The sequence below is a fragment of the Pseudohongiella spirulinae genome (assembly GCF_001444425.1).
GTDB classification, from domain to species: domain Bacteria; phylum Pseudomonadota; class Gammaproteobacteria; order Pseudomonadales; family Pseudohongiellaceae; genus Pseudohongiella; species Pseudohongiella spirulinae.
Genome location: NZ_CP013189.1, coordinates 2,848,772 through 2,868,124, shown reverse-complemented (window position 1 = coordinate 2,868,124; position 19,353 = coordinate 2,848,772). Strand labels below are relative to the sequence as shown.

The following is a 19,353-nucleotide window of genomic DNA, read 5'->3' as shown; positions in this document are numbered from 1 at the left end:
GTTCCGGATTCGTGTTGCCGGTGTCAGGGCAGCGCAAAAACGTAGACCGCATTCCCGCTTCTGGGAGGGTTTATTTCGGAGGCGACCACGCGCGGCACCATGCGTGGACTTGTTCCGCCATTTGCCGTGGTGACAGCAATGTATTGCTTGCCATCAATGCTGAAGGTCAAGGGGTGCCCCTGGACTGCAGTTCCCAGGCGCGTTTCCCACAGTATCTCACCACTCAGTGCATCAAACGCACGGAAACGACGGTCCAGGTCACCTACAAAGGCCAGGTTGCCGGCGGTAGACAAAACGCCGGTGATAAACGATGCCCGCTGCTCGTAACTCCATTTCTCTTCAAGTGTGTCAACGTCATAGGCGGCCAGCTTGCCAAGATTGCCATCAGTGCCGGGCATCTCGTAAAAGCGTCGATTGGAGGCCAGACCGCCTGATCCGGGGGCCAGCTCTACCGCACGGGCGCGATTGTCCAGGCAGGTCTGGCTGAGTGGCGCAATCAGCGCGCCACTGGGTTCGTGATAACTCATGGCGTGCCAGTTTTTGCCGCCGGCGCTGCTGGGGCAGGCGGGAATCCACTCGTCAAGCTGGGCATTGATAATATCATCACGATAGGTCACTGCACCGGTTTCAGGGTTAATGTGCGTGAAGACATTCTGATACATGGTCTCGGCATAACCCAGAAATTCGCCGGTCTCCCGGTCGTTCTTCCATAGAATGCCGTGTTTGCCAATGGACAGCACCAGCTTGCGTCCGTTGCGATCAACCAGTACCCGCTCAAACACCTCATCCAGATCCAGCGCTTCGCCGGGGACGTGCTGGAAGTGCCAGACCAGCTCGCCGGTATCTACATCCAGGGCCAGAGTCGAGTTGGTGTACAGGCCCGCATCATGTATGGACATATGACGGCTCGGCGGCGCCCAGGGTTTGGCCTGTGCAACGCCCCAATAGGTCAGGCGCAGCTCCGGGTCGTAACTGCCGGTGATCCAGGTTTCACCGCCGGCACGGAAAATATCATCCAGATTACCCCAGGTATCACCGCCAGGCTCTCCCTGCTTGGCGATTGTATTGAATCGCCATTCCAGTTCGCCGGTGTCCGCATTGTAAGCGCTGACATAACAATCTTCAGGGATATAAGTGGCGCAACCGGCCAACCCGACAATGATTTTGTTGTCTGCTATCAGCGGCCCGCTGGAGTTGGCAAACCCCTTGCTGCTGTCGGCAAGAATCTGTTGCCAGACCTGTTCGCCGGTGCGGGCGTCCAGAGCTATCAGGCGGGCATCCGTCGTGGCCTGAATGATCTTGTCGTTGTAGATAGCTATATTGCGCATGTCTTCGCCGGTGTCAGGTCCGGCGGCGTGTTCCCAGATCAGTTCGCCGTTGCGGGCATCCAGAGCCTGCACAATATTGCCCGGGTTAATGAGATACATGATGCCATCATAAACAATCGGTGCGGGTTCAGAGTCGCCTTCGTGCATGTTCCAGACCCACTCAAGACGCAGGCTGTCGATATTATCTCGATCTATCTGATCCAGTCGGCTGTAGCTCCATGCCTGCGGATTGCCGCGCCACATCAGCCAGTTTTCAGCCGATGGATTCATCAGCTCGGCTCTGCTCAGTGGCCTGAAGTTGGTGATAGTGCCGGCGACGGTCAGTCGCGGACCGGTTGGTTCGGCTGACGAAGCCTGCTGCAAGCTGCCAGCGCTGGTTCTGGGTAGTGACTGCAGGGTCGCCGTATTATTTGCGTTCAGCGCGACATCGCCAGCACTTACACCATTGGCATTCAGGATATAGGCAGTGACGTTGTAGAAATCTGCTGTTGATAGACTGGCAGCGCCACCGGGCGGCATGCTGGTATTGATCAGCTGAATCAGTGCGCTCACCGACTGCCCTCTCCAGCGACTGTTGAAGGCTTCGCCCTGCAGTGCCGGGCCGGCACCACCACCTTGCAGTGACTCGCCGTGACACAAGGCACACTGCGCGGTATAGATATCGGCACCGGCATCAGCCTGCTCACTGGTGAACGTTGCAGCAGTTTGTGCCTGCAGCGAAGGCACGCCCAGACTGGCCAGTGTCAGGGTAATCAGGCTGAAAAATTTAAGTTTTTGGTTTAAAAGTCGCAATTTCGGGTCAGAAAGTCGGGCAGGTACTGGCATGATGACGTCCGTTAGTATTATTGTTGGCATAAACTCTATATGATTCCGGTAGTTGAGTATAGCGGATAAGGTCACAGGGTCGGAATGGCTGGCATGGAAGTTAAAACAACCTCTGCAATCTGGATGAGTATCGTGCTGCTGCTGTTATTGGGGCGGTTGCCTGATGCAGTGGCGCTGGAACTGGACAGCTTTCCCGGCGGGCTGGTGCCCGGCACGGAAATGCTGCTGCTCGATGATATTGAAGGTGAACTGAGTTTTGAGCAGGCCCGCGACCAATTGAACGCGATCGGACAGCCCTGGGTTGCGCCCGGGCAGCCTAACCTTGGCTATCGCCGCAGCGCGCTCTGGGTTCAGGTTACCTTGTCAAACCGCTTCGATGACGAGCGCACCTGGCTGGCCTTCACCAACTTTGCACAACTGTCCCGGGTTGACTTCTATTATCAGGACCAGGCTGGAGAATGGCAGCAAAAATCGGCCGGCAGCGAGTTGCCATTCCGGGCCCGTGACCGGCTGCATCGCAGTATCAATTTCGAATTCCCCGTGCTCCCGGACCAGCAACAACAACTTTATTTCAGGATTGAAACAGCAGGATCCCTGCAGTTCCCTCTGGCTCTGGGCAGCGAAGCATATTTCTCGGCTGAAACCCAGCGGGTACTGTTTACATCGGGCCTGTATTTCGGGCTGATGCTGATGATTGTGATATACAGCTTTACAGTCTGGTTTACCAGCAAGGAAGAAGGGTTTCTGTATTTTGGCCTGCTGGTAGTCTCCGGTGCTCTATATTCTCTGGCATCCATGGGCCTGGGCTACCAGTACCTGTGGCCGGAAAGTCCCGCCTGGGCAAACCGTGCGACCAGTGTGTTTGCATTGACGGCAAACGTGGCGGCCATGGCCTTTGTGCGCAGCTTTCTGAATTTACGACACCTGCATGCCGGACTTGACAGGCTGGCGCGTATTTATCTGGCCGTTGCACTGTTGGCCCTGGTTCTGGGTTTGATACTCGACTCGGCAACAGTCAATCGACTGGCTTTGGTAACCAGCTTCACTCTGATGGCGATTATCACAATCAGCGGATTGTTGGCTAAACGTCGACAGGCTCGTGCTGCCAGCTTTTTTATATCCGCCTGGATTATCCTGTTGATTGGCGTCATGATGGAGCTGGTGCAGCGACTCGGCGTGCTGATACCGCCATTGCTGGCTTACAACGGTGTGCAACTGGCCACGCTAGCGGCAATCACGGTGCTGGCAATCGGTCTGAGTGATCGCCTGCAGGGAATGATGGAGGGCTTCAAAACAGCTCAGGAAGATCTGCTGAAAGCCAATCAACTCAAAATTGATGCCCTGCAGCAGGCGGACACCGTCAAGGAAGAGTTTATTGCCAATGTCTCACATGAATTGCGCACGCCGCTGACCGGCATTATCGGCCTGGCTGAAATTATGTTGGCAGACCAGGCTGGCAATCTTAACAGTTCACAGCGCGAAACACTGACGTTAATGAAGGTCAGTGCACAGAGATTGTCCAGTCTGGTCAATGATGTTATCGATTTTTCAGCCATAAAGAACGGACAACTGGCGCTTAATCGAAAAGATGTTGATTTGAAACAGGTCTGCGGGGTGGTGGTCAGAATGACCCGGCCACTGATCGGTGATAAACCCATCAAGTTAATTGAAAATTACCCGCCGGGTCGTGTGATTGTTGAAGGGGATGAGGACCGCCTGCAACAGGTACTGTTTAATCTCGTTGCCAATGCGATTAAATTCACGCCACACGGCAGTGTTACCATCGCCGTCGAAATATTGGAGTTGGATGTACGTGTTTCAGTGAGAGATACCGGTATCGGCATTTCCCAGGAAGAACAGAAAAAAATATTTAAACGTTTCTATCAGGTCGATTCGGATGAAGCCCGTCATGCAGGTGGCACTGGCCTTGGATTGTCTATTTCACAGCGGTTGCTTGAACTACATGATTCCGAGATTGTCTTGCGAAGTACGCCCGGCGAAGGCTCGCTGTTTTACTTTGATCTGGTGTTAAAAGAAGCGTTACCGGAAGACAAATCATCCGTAAGGAAAGGACAAAAACAAGACTTGGAACTGCTTGCAGAAGTAAGCGAAAAATCACCTGATCTTGATGCAGCGCTTAAGGCGACCGGCTTGTCGGATCGACGTCGTGGACTGAGACCTGGTACCGAGATAATCGAGCATGAGTCCGCTGCGCTGGATCGATCGCAGGTCACTGGCAAAATCCTGGTCGTGGATGATGAGTATCTTAATCTGCGTATTGTGGAGTCTCATCTGTCTGAGTCGTATGAGTTAACCACGGCGCTCAGCGGCGCCGAGGCGCTGGATAAGTTGGCGCATGAAAAACCTGATCTGATTATCCTTGATTTAATGATGCCGGTGATGACCGGTTATCAGTTCTGTCAGATTGTACGTAAACGCTACGATGCCGATGAGCTTCCAATCGTTATTCTGACCGCAAAAAATCGTGTTGAAGATCTTGTTAAAGGACTCAGTCTGGGTGCCAATGACTACATCACCAAACCTTTTAGCAAGGAAGAGCTGCGTATTCGTATTGATAAACAGTTTGAGTTGCTGCATCTGCAACAATTGAAAAGAGATAATCAGCGTCTCAATTGGCAGTTGCAACGCTACGAGGAAAACGAAAAGCGGTTACGTGAGCGAGAGCAGCGGCTGGCGGCTCTTTTGGACGTGACAGGTGACCCGTTGTTGGCGATTGACGAAGCCGGCATAGTGATTTTCATCAACGGCCCGGCTGAAGAACTATTGTCCGTGGAGAGTCGTGAGTTTTCACATCAGTCAGTCAACCGTATTGCTGATCATCTGATGGAGCGATCACCTGCGCTGGCAGATGCTGTGCACTTTCCGTTTAATGAAGCCATGATTTCGCGCCAGGACCGAACGGAGTATTTTGATTTTGAACTTGGAAATCAAAAAGGACGGTTCTGTCTGTTGACCATGAGCCAGCCTGACCAGGAGTTTTATCTGCTGGTGTTCGAGTTCAACCGGTCCGCGATATCTCATTCCGAAACTCCGGATGCTCAAGATGAAGATCCTGGATCACTGACCCTGCCCCAGATTATCGCCGAAATTAACCGCAATGTGGAGCGCACCCAGACGCTGGGTGAGTACCTGTCACATATCAAGCCAGAGGATCTGCAGAACCATAAAGAGCTGGTCACCGAGCTGAAAAATATTGATTCGCTGATTTCCAACCTGTCCAGCTCTCTGGGAGCCGAGACAGATGAAGATACCGAGATGCTATATCGTGAAGCATTGGTAAAGGTCATGCAGGATTGTCACTATTACTGGCAGAAGGTGACGGGTGAGTCGATTATTGACCTGGCCGAAAAAAGTCGTATCTGGAGTGTCAGTGTAGACAACGGGCGTCTCAGGACTCGTTCAATGAATCGCTATCTGTCTCTGGACAAATTGCCATCTAATCCGCGTTGGCGACAGGTGGCCAGGACGGCCTACTTTGTGTTGTCCAAGGTCAGTCATGATCAGGAGGCACGCGACGCACTGGAGGCTTCCGTTGCGCGTCTGCAGGAGATTGTTGAGCAAAAAGCGTTGAACTGATTCGGTAACCCGGCTTGTCAAAAAATGATAATAATAACAGGAGAAATTTAGTGATCCGGTTCAGTCTGCCGTTCTTGTTGCTGCTGTTGATGTCTCAGACAGGCATGGCACAGTATGGTGCGCCGGACGGTGAATGGCATACCTGGGGTGGCGACCATGGATTCACCCGTTATTCAGCTCTGGATCAGATAACTGCGCAGAATGCGCAGACACTGGAAATTGCCTGGCGATGGCGTGCCCTTCCTCTGGGCGATCGCCCGGACCGCAATATGAAAGCGACTCCATTGATGGTCAACGGGGTTCTGTATGTTCCAAGTGGCCAGCATCAAGTAGTGGCACTTGACCCTGCAACTGGCATCCCGCTTTGGCAGTTCGACCCGCAGCCCCCCACTGTTGACGATCGGGGGCTGGGATTGGGAAGTCGTTCACTGGCCTGGTGGTCGGACGGCCAGCAAGCCCGTCTGTTCCACAATACTCTGGACGGTCGCTTGATTTCGATTGATGCGCGGACCGGTCTGGCTGACCCGGCATTTGGCAACAACGGCACGGTATTGTTGAAAGAGCAACTCTATCCTGATGGCTCCGACGCGGAATCCGTGGGTTCGTCCTCCCCACCCGCGGTGGTCGGGGATGTCGTTGTGGCACAGGTGGTCGGTACTATCACGGCGCCAAATATCCGCGCTACACCTGGTCACATCCGCGGATACGATGTCAGAACCGGGGAGCTGCTATGGCGCTTTAATACCATTCCACAACCCGGCGAGACCGGTCATGAGACGTGGCAGGGAGACTCATGGCAATACACCGGCAACACCGGCGTCTGGTCCATGATGAGCGTGGATACTGAAACCGGCTATATTTATCTGCCGGTTGAGGCTGGCTCCAATGACTTTTATGGCGGACATCGCCATGGCGATAACCTCTTTGCACAGAGCCTGGTCTGCCTGGATGGCCGCACGGGCGAGCTGGTCTGGTATTACCAACTGACGCGACACGGACTCTGGGACTACGACCCACCGTCGGCACCGATACTCGGCGATATTGTTGTCAACGGGCGTCAGATCAAAACCGTGACTCAATTGACCAAACAGGGTATGTCATTTGTATTTGATCGTCTGACCGGCGAACCTGTCTGGCCGATCGAAGACAGACAGGTTCCATCAAGCGAGGTGCCTGGTGAGCGCGCGGCTCCCAGCCAGCCTTTCCCGTCGCTGCCTCCGCCCTATCTGAGCCAGGGCTTTAACGAGGATGACCTGATTGATTTTACCCCTGAGCTGAAGGCTGAGGCACTGGCGATTGCATCACAGTATGTGACTGGTCCCATGTATACCCCTCCAACGCCGATTCGTGATGGGGGTACCCAGGGCACATGGGTCAATCCCGGGTATCAAGGTGGCTCAAACTGGAATGGTGCCGCATTTGATCCGCAGACTGCCATGATGTACGTGCCACTGCGAAATGCGCCTATGGCGGCGGGGCTTCTTGAACCAGAGCCGGGTCGCACAGACTGGAACTATCTGCGAGCGCCTTCAGTGTTTATCCAGGGACCACGCGGACTGCCCATCATGAGACCTCCGTGGAGTCTGATCACTGCAACGGATATGAACCGCGCTGCACATACATGGTCTCGCAGTATCGGGCCGGCCTCCGATTACATCCGGGAGCACCCTGATCTGCAGGGGTTGGGGCTGGACTTTGATAACATGGGACATCCGATGATTCGCCCCGCTCCGTTGTTGACTTCGACCCTGTTGTTTATGGCCGAGGCCGGGCATCTGAGTGGCGACCCGGGTGGCCCCATGTTCAGGGCTTACGACAAACTCAGCGGTGACGTAGTCGCCGAGCTGACACTGCCCGCTAAAGCCAGCGGTGCGCCAATGACCTACTGGCATGATGGATTTCAGTATATCGTTATCGCAGTATCTACCGCTGAGCATCCGGCAGAGCTGGTGGCGCTGGCCTTGCCGGATGCTGCCGCCAGGGCGAGCAGCGCGCAAAACATACAACAGGCGCCTGCAGATAGCGGTGCAACGACGCAGCCGTTGCCGGATTTGACTCCTGAACAGCATCGTCTTGGCGAACAGGTCTACACTCAGTATTGTGTTGCCTGCCACGGTGTTGATGGACAGGGTGTAAACGGAGGCTCCGCGCCTTCAATCCGGAGTATTCGAAATCTGCAATCGATTCAGCAAATGGTCAGCCGGGGCGGTGTAGAGATGCCGGCGTTTGCATTGCAGATAAATGAAAATCAGATTGATGCCGTCAGCCGTTACGTTGCAGTGGTCTTAAGCTCGAGATGAGGTGGGATAACGTATGAACAATGAAATGATGAATCTGTTTGCCGTACCTGTGTATCGCGCCAGACTGGGCAGAGATTTCACCGCGCAGGAGCGTGGTTTTTTTCAGGATTGTCTGACTCAGCCAATCTCCGCGGTCTCCAATCTGGCATCACGTGACAAGCATGTGCTTGGCGCGCTACCGATGCAGGACATCCGTGCCATGATTGAGGGACACCTGGCCAATTACCTGGATACTGTATTCAAGACTACAAATGACGTGCGCTTGAAAATAACACAATCCTGGTTGACGCTTTCAGGAAAGGATCAGGCGCATCATATTCACACGCACCCCAACAGCGTGGTCAGTGGCGTGTTGTATATCAGTCTGGCGCAGGTTGATGGTATCAATTTCTACAGAGATGAAGACCAAAACTGGTTTGAACTGCTGCGCTCGGAGGAAACGTATTACAGCGCCCCGCAGTACTTTATTCAGGCAAGTATTGGTGACTTGCTGTTGTTTCCGTCGAATATCAGGCATGGTGTGCCGCCCGTGCGGGAAGATATAGAACGAATCAGCCTGTCGTTCAATACGTTTTTCTCCGGTAAACTGGGTCAGGATGAATTCTCCAACGCATTAACCATAGAGGTACTATGAGCGACAGACACGAAGTGCTGGCATTCAGTCAGGCCATCGCCCGGCAAGCCGGTGCGTTGATGCTGGCAGAGTTGAAGCGTGCCGGCGGTCCCCAGCAACACTATAAACAGGCAGGTCAGGAATTGGTGACCGAGGCTGATATCAAAGTTGACCGGCTGATATGCGAGGCGATAGCCAGACACTATCCTGAGCACCAGATACTGGCTGAAGAGTCGGCGCCTGATCTGGACGCACTAAGCAGTGTTAACACCCCCCTTTGGATAATCGATCCGATTGACGGCACGGTAAACTACGCCCATGACCACGCCCACTCAGCCGTATCCATAGCCTGGCTCAATGGTGGCCGGGTTCAGAGCGCTGTCGTCTATAATCCGTTCAGCGACGAAATGTTCACGGCGAGTTATGGTGATGGGGCCTTTCTCAATGACAAAAAAATCAGTGTGGGCAGCAAGACGGAGATGCGCCGTGCGTTGTTTGCGACCGGTTTCCCATATATAAAGGAAGACATGGCGCGGTTGGTTCGTCGCCTTGAAGTCATGTTGAACCATTGTGCAGATTTACGTCGCATTGGCTCTGCTGCACTGGATATTTGCTGGGTGGCCATGGGCCGACTGGATGTCTACTACGAAAATCTGAGTATCTGGGATTTTGCTGCAGCGCAGTTGATTGCTCAGGAAGCCGGGGCCTGTTATGGACACATTATGCCCGTGCCCGATGGGGTCAGTCCGGTATTCCACAATAAAAATATTCTGGTGGCTAACCCGGCGTTGTTCGACCAGGCCCGGGCCCTGCTCAGGTCGGTGGAATAGCCGTCAGTCTGAGTCCATCGGCACGTTTCAGCAGCAATGGCAGAAAGGTCAGGTCCAACAGAAGAGCCAAAACTACAATAGGCACCAGCAAAGTGGCAGCCTGTTGAAAATAGAGTGTACTGGCAAACAGTAATATGAATGTGCCCAGGGCTAACACAGCGGTTGTGATGGTCAGTGCCGGTCCTGCCAGCTGCGCAGCTTCTTCGCAGGCGGTATCGATATCCGCACCACCTTCGCGTTGGCGCTGAAAATGGCTGATCAGATGAACAGTATCATCAACCACTAATCCTATGCTGATGCTGAATAACATCATGACAAACGGGTCAATCTGCCCGACGAGTATTGCCCAGGCACCAAAGACCAGTGTGGCTGGCAACAGGTTGGCGGCGACAGATATCAGTCCCAGCCTTACACTGCGCAGGCCCAGTGTCAGAACCAGTGTAATCATGGTCAGGCTGATCGCATAGCTGATGATCAGCTCCACAGTTACAGTCTTGTCCATGCGTGCAAATAAAACCGTATCACTGCCATGCAGCAAGCGAAAAGTATCAGACAGGCCGCTGCGGTTAATGTGATCTGCCAACGCCGTATCCAGGTCGATAATCTGTTGATTGCTGAGCGGGCCGGTCGTCACAAAAAGCCGAACGGTTGATGAGGCGTCATGCAGAAAGCGGTCGAGAGCGTAGCTGTCACGCTGTACGGACAGATAGTTCATCAGATGCTGATCGATAGTGGATTGATCAGCAGGTATCCTGAAAGCCTGTTCCGGTGAGTCGTAGCGATTGCCTTCCAGTGTCTGGTTAATGGTTTTGATCACATCTGCAAGGCTGACAACAGCCGTGACGTCGTCGCGTGAGCGAAGCCATTCCGCAAGTCTGTCCAGCTCATGCAGCGTCGCTGGATCGGAAACCTCAATGTCGTGAATTTCCACTCCCCAACTGATCACATTTCCTCTGCCCATGTGTCGGGCAAGTAACTCAAAGTATTGGTGTAGTTGCGAATCCTGATCAATAAAATCCGTGCGATCGAAGTCGGTCTGATTGAGAGGCAGCAGCAGTGCAGCGATGGTGCCGGCCGCTATTGTGCCGAGGAATATGGTGCGCGGGTAAAATTGTCGCAGATGTCGACATGCGGTCAGGAACCGTCCGGCAAAGGCTATGCTGTCCTGTTTTTCGATATTGCCGCTGTCAGTCATAAGTACCAGCGCAGGAAAGGCCAGGAAGGCATAGCACCAGGCATACGTGACGCCTGATGCAACAATGCTGCCGAATTGGCTGATGGCTGGCGAGGACGCGTAGTTGAGGCTCAAAAATCCAATGGTTGTGGTCAGTGCCGCCAGTGTTACCGGTCTCAGGTTCAGGTTCAGGCTCTGCTGCATGGCTTCTTCAGGTGCGGTGCCATTTCTCCGTTGCTGTCTGAAAATAGACAGTAGATGCGCCGTGTTGGCAACAGCAATAATCACCACTACCAGGGGCGCCATAACAGAAATACTGTTGAATGCAGTACCTGACCAGGCCAGCGTGCCGACAGTTGATGCGACCGTAAGCAGGGTGACTATCAAAATAGAAGCGCCATGGCGCACAGATTTAAAACAGTAGCAGATAAATAATATGCAGATCAGAATCACCCAGGGGAGCAGGTAAATCAGGTCTTGCAGCATGGCGGCGCGTGTAGACATTTCATACATGGCCTCGCCGCTGCCGAAGAATCTGACGCCAGGGTGGTTGGTGTGCAGCTCATCGATTAACCGGGTCAGAGATGATGCGATTTCACGATTCTGCTCGGTAGTAGTATCAGTCAGGGACAGGGTTATGCTGAACAGGGCTACGACCTCGTCAGCAGACACCATGGTGCGACCGATCAACTGGTTGTTCATGGCTCGTTCGCGAGCATTTTGCAGTATCTCTGGATTGACGGATTCAAAGTTGCGGAAACGGCCGGCAATCAGGCCTATCTCGCCATAAGGCGAGTCGAAGGCAACAACGGAGCTGGCGCTCTTGGCGTAGGGGATCTGCCGGTAAGCAAAGTGCATATCACCCAGAGCATTGAGTACCGGCGGCGAAAACACCGAGATATCTGCTTGTGCGGCTGTGACCGCAATGTTTATCTGCTGGGGTTCCTGAAAGCGTTGGTTGAGCAGGTCGCGCTCGGCGATGAATGGATCGTTGTCGCCCAGCAGAATTTCTATGCGGGTGTCAAAGTCGGCGTGCCTGATGCCAGCCGCCAGAAACAGTGTCAGGCACACGCTGCCCAGCAATAACAAATTGCGTTGGCGAACCAGGAACTCAAACATTATTGATCAGGGCCATAGGTGCTGAAATGATCGGCGCCTTCCTCCTGGCACAGGGTCAACCAGTTGCGAATGCCAGCCGTGCGATACTTTTGTTTGTGCAGGATGAAATAAAAGCGCCGCATCCAGTCGCGTTGTGGCGCGTAAAGAGGGAGCAGGCTGCCACGGCGGAACGCTTCCTGTAGTGTAATCCGTGACAGACAGCCAATGCCCAGACCGGCCTCCACTGCGCGTTTAATAGCTTCAGTATGCTGCAGCTCCAGGCGCACATTCAGTCCCGACATCAGTCCATACATAGCGTGCTCGAAACCTTGTCGTGTGCCTGAACCCGCCTCGCGTATAATCCACTCCGCCTCTGCCAGATCGTCGTCATTAAGCGTAGGGCGGCCCGCGAGCGGATGATCAGGTGCGCAGAACAGGCTGAGCTCATCATCACGCCAGTGGATAATATCGAGATTATCATTTTGCAGCTCTCCCTCAACCAGACCAATATCCAGCTCAAAGTTCAGCACCCTCTGTGTGATTGAGCGTGTGTTTTCCACAGTCAGATCTACGCGGGAGCCAGGGTAGCGGTTCATGAATTCGGCCATAATGGGCACGGCCAGGTAGTTGCCGATGGTCAGGGTGGCGCCAACATTAATGTGGCCGATTTCGCCGCGCATGGCTAACAGGTTTTCGAACTCAACGGCCTGGCTCAGCAATGACTCAGCCTTTGGTCGCAGGCTTTTGCCAAAATCATTCAATTGCAGACGTTTGCCAACCCGGTCAAACAACTGAATACCAAAGCGTTGTTCCAACTCCTTCAATGCCGAACTGGCGGCTGATTGGGACATGGCCAGACTGTCGGCCGCTTGCGATACGTTTTCGTGGAATGCAGTTGCCAGGAATACCTCGATTTGCCGAAGGGTGTAATGCATGTCGAGCCTCCTTATTTGTAAAACAGATAAAGTTTAGCTTATTAAATCATTTTGGTTCTATTTGTTCCATGCGTATCATGCGTGCGTCGAAATTTGATGTTCAGTAGCTTTAAGGAATTTTTATGGCCGCAATATCCAAACAAAGTGTGACCAGCGTTCATCACTGGAATGAGTCGCTATTCAGTTTTACCACGACCCGCGATAAAGGTCTGCGTTTCGAGAATGGTCATTTTGTGATGGTGGGTCTTGAGGTGGATGGCCGACCCCTGATGCGGGCTTACAGTATCGCCAGCGCAAACTATGATGAAGAGCTGGAATTCTTCAGTATTAAAGTGCCGGACGGCCCGCTGACATCACGCTTGCAGAATATCAAAGTAGGGGATGAAGTCTACGTCAGCAGCAAGCCAACGGGCACTCTGGTGGCCGAGCACCTGCGTCCGGGTCGTAACCTTTACCTGGTTGGCACCGGTACGGGGCTGGCTCCGTTTATGAGTATCATTCGTGACCCTGAGGTGTATGACCGCTTTGAGCGAGTAGTGCTGGTGCATGGTGTACGCCGTATCGTTGACCTAGCCTACAAGGACTACATTACCAAAGAGTTGCCGCAAAATGAGTTTTTTGGTGATGTGGTGCGTGAAAAACTGCTTTATTACCCGACTGTTACCCGTGATGAGTTTGAGAATCAAGGGCGAGTGACTGATATTCTGGAAGATGGCACACTGGCTAGAAAAATTGGCCAGCCACAACCTGATCCGGAGCATGACCGTTTTATGTTGTGCGGTAGTCCCTCAATGCTCAAGGATATGTGTCGCATCCTGGACGAAGCCGGTTTTACCGAGTCTCGCCATGGCATTCAGGCGGAGTATGTGATTGAGCGGGCATTTGTTGAATAAGGAGCTAACAGGCAATATCAGCCCCTGAGAAAAAGAAAGGCCCGGCGGATTAGATCCCCGCCGGGCCTTTTTTGTCGCTTGGGCTGAACCGGATGCTCTAATCAGCTCAGGAAATAGCCAACCAGGCAGCCTTTGGCATCCGGGATGTCATTCATGTTGACAGTGCCGCCGGCCATCACGGTATCCAGCGCGTCGCGCAGATAGTGATGATTGGTCTCCAGTCGCTGAGTTTCGTAGCCCAAAGAGTCATCAATCGGGCCGCGGAAATGAACTTTACGCGTGCGCGGGTCAATGATGAAGACCTCTGCTGTTCGCTCCACACCCAGTGAGCGGGCGACTGACTGATCCGCGTCCTTCAGAATCGGGAAGGTGATATTGAACTCCTGCGCCTCCTTCTGGATACGAGGAATATCATCCTGAATGAAGGAATTGAGCATCAGAAATTCAATGTTTTTGTCAGCGTAGTCCTGACGTATTTTCTGGAAAGCCGGAACTGACAATCGGGCAATCGGACAGCCCGTGCCGTGAATGTACATGACCACCCAGTCACGTTCCAGGTACTCGTCCATGGTGTGCGACTGACCCATGTGGTCGGTCAGTTCGAATTCCTTGATGGTCTTCAGGAAGGACTCGTTGGCCATGGCCAGAGAGGCCAGACTGCCAACAGCCAGCAGTAATAATGTTGTGATTGCCTTACGCATGGTAGAAACTCCTGTACATAACTGTGAAGCCTCAATGCCGCCGAAGCTCATTTAATCTTACCTGAACTGGCGCGGACTTCCACCGATATTACGAAATACGCTCCCAAATAGACCAATTATGTTGACCCATATCAAGGCTCAATTTGTGACGAATTGTGAGACCCTGATTACCCGTGGGGCCGCATTCCCCATAACAATTTAAGTGCCGACAAGGTATAGTTCTCCGGTTGTTTCAGGAATGGAAAAATAGACATGCGAGTTTTTTTGGCGCGGCTGTACCGCACACTGGTTTTTCAGCGACCCTTGGTTGTTATCGCCCTGTTGCTGTTGCTGACAGCAGGTTTTGCCTGGTATGCGCAATACTTCCGGCTGGATGTGTCGGCTGACTCGCTGCTGATGGAAGATGATAAAGAACTGGAGTATTCCCGTGAGGTCAATCAGCGTTATGGCGTGCGTGACGCTGTCACGATTGCCTTCACACCCCGCAATGTGGATCTGCTGAGTGAGCAATCACTCTCAATCATGGCTTCGATACGTGATGAGCTTCTGGCAATGGAGCGTGTGGAGTCCGTCGACAGTCTGTTAAACGTGCCGGTCTTTGGAGATACCCCGCTGACGGGTATTTCTGAAGACTACGCTACTGTTACGGACGAAGGTCTGGACCGGGAAGCTGTGCGTCAGGAGTTGATGACGAATCCGGTTTTCAGTAACGCGATTATCAGTCCTGACGGAAGCACCGGGGCCATGCTGGTCAGTTTCTATCTGGACACCCGTTATATCGAACTGATAAATCGGCGTACTGAACTCAGTAATAAGCAACGTGCAGAAGGGCTGACTGACGCGGAGAGCGCCGAACTGCGTCAGGTGAGCAATAAATTTGACGCCTACAGCGTGGAAGCCGCTGAACGGCGGCATCAGGATATCGGTCAGATCCGGGAGATTCTGGCAGGCTACCAGGATCAGGTGCAGCTCTATCTGGGCGGTGCACCCATGATTGCCGATGATCTGGTGACCTTTGTACAGAGTGACCTGGCCACGTTCAGCCTGGGCGTATTTGCATTTATTGTGCTTGCCCTGGGGCTGATTTTCAAGCGCCTGCGCTGGGTTTTCCTGCCGCTTGCCTGCTGCGCCATCGCTGGTGTCATCGTGGTGGGCATATTGGGGGTGATGGACTGGCGAGTGACGGTAGTGTCGTCAAACTTCATGTCCTTGCTGCTGATCATTACAATTTCGCTGACCGTGCATCTGATTGTGCGCTACCGTGAGTTGCGTGCCACGCGCCGTTTCAGCCCTCACCATCGCCTGCTCAAGCACTCAGTGCTGGTCATGTTCCGGCCCTGTCTTTATACAGCACTGACAACCATTGTGGCTTTCGGTTCGCTGGTTGTCAGTGGCATAACACCCATTATTTCTTTTGGCTGGATTATGGTGATGGGGGTGCTGACCGCACTTTGTGTTGTTTTCCTGCTGTTTCCGGCCATGATGAGTCTGCTGCCTAAAGACGTCACTGATTATTCGAGGCCGCCAAAACTTAACCTGACTGGAGCGCTGGCGACTCTTACGGAGCGTTCCGGCAATAATCTACTGTGGATCTATGGTCTGGTGTTCCTGGTCAGCGCGCTTGGCATCAGCAGATTGCAGGTAGAAAACAGTTTTATTGCCTACTTCGACAAGGACACTGAAATCTACCAGGGGATGAAGCTGTTTGATGACAAGCTGGGTGGTACTCTTTCCTTTGATGTGCTGGTCAGTCTGCCCGTGATAGAAGACAGCTTTGACGATGGTTTTGACGATGGTTTTGATGACGGTTTTGAGGAAGAGGATAACGACGCCTATTGGTTCACTGCGGACAAGATGAACGAGATCAAGCGCATGCATGAATATCTGGATGCGCATCCGCAAACCGGTAAGGTTCTGTCCTTTGGTGCAGTGGTGCAGTTGGCTGAGGAGCTGAATGGCAATCAGCCGGTTGACAGTTTTCTCTGGGCTCTGCTGTACTCCATGTTGCCCGAGACCTTGCGTTCTACCGTGTTGACGCCGTTTTTATCCGTGGAGCATAACGAGGCGCGATTCAACGTGCGGGTTATTGAATCCGATCCCGACCTTAACCGTGATCAGCTGATCAGTGATGTGAAGCAGGGCATGCAGGACGAATTTGGTCTGGCCCCGCAAGAGGTCAGGGTTACGGGCATGCTGGTGCTGTACAACAACGTCCTGCAGAGCCTGTACCAGTCGCAGATTTTGACTTTGGGGGTCGTGCTTGGTGCCATCATGCTTATGTTCCTGGTGTTGTTCCGCTCCCTGAAGATAGCGGCGCTGTGTATTATCCCTAATATAATTGCGGCGGCACTGGTGCTTGGCATCATGGGCTGGATGGGCATCCCGCTGGATATCATGACTATTACCATAGCCGCCATTTCTATCGGCATTGGCGTCGATAATACCATCCACTACATGCACCGATTCCGGCGAGAATTCCATCGTATCGGCAACTACCGGCAGACCATGTTCTATTGCCATGACAGTATCGCCCGGGCCATGTATTTTACGTCCATGACCATTGTGGCCGGTTTCTCGATCCTGGTACTGTCCAATTTTATTCCGACCATGGTGTTTGGTCTGCTGACCAGTATCGCCATGATTGTAGCTCTGCTTGGTGCGCTGACGTTGCTGCCACAGTTGCTGATTACCTTCAATGCACTGGGGGCTGAGTCACACCCGGACGCTGCCGACTGAAGCCATGTTATGATTGGGTTTACGCACGTCAGATTACGCTGCGATTTTGAGTTTCTGGAGAGAATTGATGATGCAAGAAAGTTCGACAATGTCTGCTGAAGAGCAGGAATCACCCCGTGGTCGTCTGCTGGACGAGAAGCTGTTCAAAACCCGTACGGTAACAATCTTTGGTGAAATTAATGATCGGCTGGCAAGACAGGTGACTGAGCGCTTACTGGCACTGGCGGGCGAGAGTAATGAGCCGATCACTTTGTATATCAGCTCTCCGGGTGGACATGTAGAGTCGGGAGATGTTGTTTATGACATCATCAAATTCATTGAGCCTGAGGTCAGGGTTGTCGGTACCGGCTGGGTGGCCAGCGCAGCTACCAACATCTACCTGGCCGCCAAAAAAGAACATCGCTTTGCCTTGCCGAATACCCGGTTTCTGGTACATCAGCCTTCCGGCGGATCACGCGGCAGTGCATCGGACATCAAAATTCAGGCTGAGCAGATCGTGAAAATGCGTGCCCGTATTAATCGCCTGATTGCCGAGGAAACCGGTCAGCCGGTCGAGCGCGTTGCCAAGGACACTGATCGTGATTATTGGATGACGGTTGACGAGGCCATTGACTATGGCATTGTAGGCAAGTGTATCCGTACCATGGCGGAGCTCGGTTAAGCTTGGTTTAATCCGGAATGCGCTTGATAAAACGGGCCTGCTGATTGCGCACCAAAGTGCAGATCACGTGGTAATCGGGCTGACAGGACATGGGGCGGACAATCGCGCTGACTGTGTCCTGCAACTGCACCAGCACCTTTGCGGTCACGCCCTGGTATTCAATATCAATTGTCCCGGTGTTGCCGTTGATGACGCCATTGCTGGCCTGCCACTCGATAGAAGCAGGCTCCAGTGGCAAGACAGTGAAGCGTTCGCCAGCCGGAATGACCCGCAAACTGAATGGCATGCCTTCAGCCTGCCACTCCCCATGCCAGACATGCTCGCTTGCAGGGCGTTCAGCACCCAATGAATGTGTGGCGTCGATAGCCAGGCTGAACAGGATCAGGATTTTAGCTGCTGGATTCGTCATAGAGGCGAGTATATCAAAACGTTTGACTCAAGAACTTAAGAGAGGGCAAAAAAAAGCCGGAATGACTTTTGGGGTTACATTCCGGCCAAGAGGGATCGTCAATTCAATACACCTTCCTTCAGTTACTGAGGTTTGTACGTCAGCAAACTCAAACTCGATGACGTCATGGTAGTTTTTTATTGTAAATAGATAAAATGAATTAAATGTATTACTATGATATGGAAAACGAATCGTCGATGGGTCTCCTATGAGTCATTTACCTACTACCAAGCAGTTGCGTTATTTTGTTGCCCTGGAGCAATATGAGCATTTTGGCAAGGCCGCCGAAGCCTGTTTTGTATCTCAGCCGGCTTTCAGTGTAGCGATCAAAGAATTGGAGAATATGCTTAATATTCAGTTGGTTGACAGGACAAACAAGAATGTCACCATTACCAGCCTGGGTCGCGATATTGCCCGGCAGGCGCGAGTAGTGCTGCGAGATCTGGAAGATCTGGTTGATCTTGCCAAAGGCAATCAGGCCCCGTTGACGGGGCAGCTGAAAATGGGTGTGATTCCGACCATTGCGCCTTTTCTGCTGCCTAAATTATTACCAGCTCTCCGTAGAGCCTATCCAGACCTGAAGCTCTATCTGAAAGAAGATCTGACCGAGCGGGTGTATGAGCGGCTGATGGAAGGTGAGTTGGATCTGGTATTGATTGCATTGCCTTACGAGTTGCGTAACGTCACGGAGATGCCTCTGTTTGACGATCATTTTTTTCTGGCTCACCACAAGAAGAGCCGGTTTGTGAGTTCCAGCCACTACAATGTGAGTGAATTGCCGACTGACAGCGTTTTACTGCTGGAGGATGGGCATTGTCTGCGTGACCATGCTCTGTCGGCCTGTAATATCAAGAATGCTGATAAAGTCAGTGACATTACGGCAACCAGCCTGTTGACTCTGGTGCAAATGGTTGATGCTGATCTGGGCATTACCTACTTGCCGGAAATGGCTGTGCACTCTGCGCTTTTGAAAAATACCCACATCCAGACCGAACCGCTGGACCCGGGCAGTTATCGTCAGGTGGGTCTGGTCTGGCGAAAAGCCAGTACACGTCATAAAGAGTTCACTATGCTGGGTGATTTCATACGTCAACATTATCGTCCGGATTAACACCGGGGGCGTTCCGGCCATTGCGTTCGGGAGTGGATGACTTTTGACCGATTGACTTGAAAATGAACTCTATATTGAATTGGCACGTATACAATTACGTACA

13 protein-coding genes are annotated in these 19,353 nt (G+C 52.7%); 8 read left to right on the top strand and 5 right to left on the bottom strand.

What is annotated here, in order from left to right; genetic code table 11:
• Positions 1-23 precede the first annotated feature (23 nt).
• Positions 24-2,153 (bottom strand): outer membrane protein assembly factor BamB family protein, encoded by a 2,130-nt coding sequence (locus PS2015_RS13210; RefSeq protein ID WP_058022671.1) that lies wholly within the window; start codon positions 2,151-2,153, stop codon positions 24-26.
• Between the two features lie 93 nt (positions 2,154-2,246).
• Here PS2015_RS13210 and PS2015_RS13205 point away from each other — a divergent pair, with 93 nt between their 5' ends.
• The 4 genes from PS2015_RS13205 to PS2015_RS13190 are packed head-to-tail and all read left to right on the top strand — an operon-like array spanning position 2,247 to position 9,493.
• Positions 2,247-5,750, top strand: a complete 3,504-nt coding sequence (locus PS2015_RS13205; RefSeq protein ID WP_169792323.1) for a 7TM diverse intracellular signaling domain-containing protein — start codon at positions 2,247-2,249, stop codon at positions 5,748-5,750.
• 50 nt (positions 5,751-5,800) lie between these two features.
• On the top strand, positions 5,801-8,050 hold the full coding sequence (locus PS2015_RS13200) for an outer membrane protein assembly factor BamB family protein (RefSeq protein WP_058022669.1): 2,250 nt from the start codon (positions 5,801-5,803) through the stop codon (positions 8,048-8,050).
• Between the two features lie 13 nt (positions 8,051-8,063).
• Complete coding sequence (locus PS2015_RS13195; RefSeq protein WP_058022668.1) at positions 8,064-8,684, top strand: TIGR02466 family protein; 621 nt, start codon at positions 8,064-8,066, stop codon at positions 8,682-8,684.
• On the top strand, positions 8,681-9,493 hold the full coding sequence (locus PS2015_RS13190; RefSeq protein WP_058022667.1) for an inositol monophosphatase family protein: 813 nt from the start codon (positions 8,681-8,683) through the stop codon (positions 9,491-9,493). Before PS2015_RS13195 ends, PS2015_RS13190 begins: the two co-directional genes overlap by 4 nt.
• Here PS2015_RS13190 and PS2015_RS13185 read toward each other — a convergent pair.
• Entirely contained in the window at positions 9,477-11,786 is a 2,310-nt protein-coding gene (locus PS2015_RS13185; protein WP_058022666.1) for an efflux RND transporter permease subunit, read from the bottom strand. The genes PS2015_RS13190 and PS2015_RS13185 overlap by 17 nt on opposite strands.
• Complete coding sequence (locus tag PS2015_RS13180; protein ID WP_058022665.1) at positions 11,786-12,700, bottom strand: LysR substrate-binding domain-containing protein; 915 nt, start codon at positions 12,698-12,700, stop codon at positions 11,786-11,788. Before PS2015_RS13180 ends, PS2015_RS13185 begins: the two co-directional genes overlap by 1 nt.
• Before the next feature lie 122 nt (positions 12,701-12,822).
• Between PS2015_RS13180 and PS2015_RS13175 the strand changes: the two genes are divergently transcribed.
• Positions 12,823-13,593 carry a ferredoxin--NADP reductase gene (locus PS2015_RS13175; RefSeq protein WP_058022664.1) on the top strand — a complete coding sequence of 257 codons (771 nt, stop codon included), beginning with the start codon at positions 12,823-12,825 and terminating at the stop codon, positions 13,591-13,593.
• Between the two features lie 101 nt (positions 13,594-13,694).
• Here PS2015_RS13175 and PS2015_RS13170 read toward each other — a convergent pair whose 3' ends face one another.
• Positions 13,695-14,294: a redoxin domain-containing protein gene (locus PS2015_RS13170; protein ID WP_058022663.1), complete on the bottom strand. Its 600-nt coding sequence runs from the start codon at positions 14,292-14,294 to the stop codon at positions 13,695-13,697.
• 252 nt (positions 14,295-14,546) lie between these two features.
• On the opposite strand from PS2015_RS13170, the gene PS2015_RS13165 reads away from it, so the two are divergent.
• Both PS2015_RS13165 and PS2015_RS13160 read left to right on the top strand, forming a co-directional pair.
• Positions 14,547-17,030, top strand: coding sequence for an efflux RND transporter permease subunit (locus PS2015_RS13165; RefSeq protein ID WP_058022662.1), 2,484 nt, complete (start codon positions 14,547-14,549; stop codon positions 17,028-17,030).
• A gap of 67 nt (positions 17,031-17,097) precedes the next feature.
• Positions 17,098-17,691 (top strand): ATP-dependent Clp protease proteolytic subunit, encoded by a 594-nt coding sequence (locus PS2015_RS13160; protein WP_237113330.1) that lies wholly within the window; start codon positions 17,098-17,100, stop codon positions 17,689-17,691.
• A 7-nt stretch (positions 17,692-17,698) separates the two neighbouring features.
• Here PS2015_RS13160 and PS2015_RS13155 read toward each other — a convergent pair whose 3' ends face one another.
• Positions 17,699-18,100, bottom strand: coding sequence for a hypothetical protein (locus PS2015_RS13155; protein ID WP_058022661.1), 402 nt, complete (start codon positions 18,098-18,100; stop codon positions 17,699-17,701).
• A 247-nt stretch (positions 18,101-18,347) separates the two neighbouring features.
• Here PS2015_RS13155 and PS2015_RS13150 point away from each other — a divergent pair, with 247 nt between their 5' ends.
• Positions 18,348-19,250 carry a hydrogen peroxide-inducible genes activator gene (locus tag PS2015_RS13150; protein WP_058022660.1) on the top strand — a complete coding sequence of 301 codons (903 nt, stop codon included), beginning with the start codon at positions 18,348-18,350 and terminating at the stop codon, positions 19,248-19,250.
• Positions 19,251-19,353: the final 103 nt, after the last annotated feature.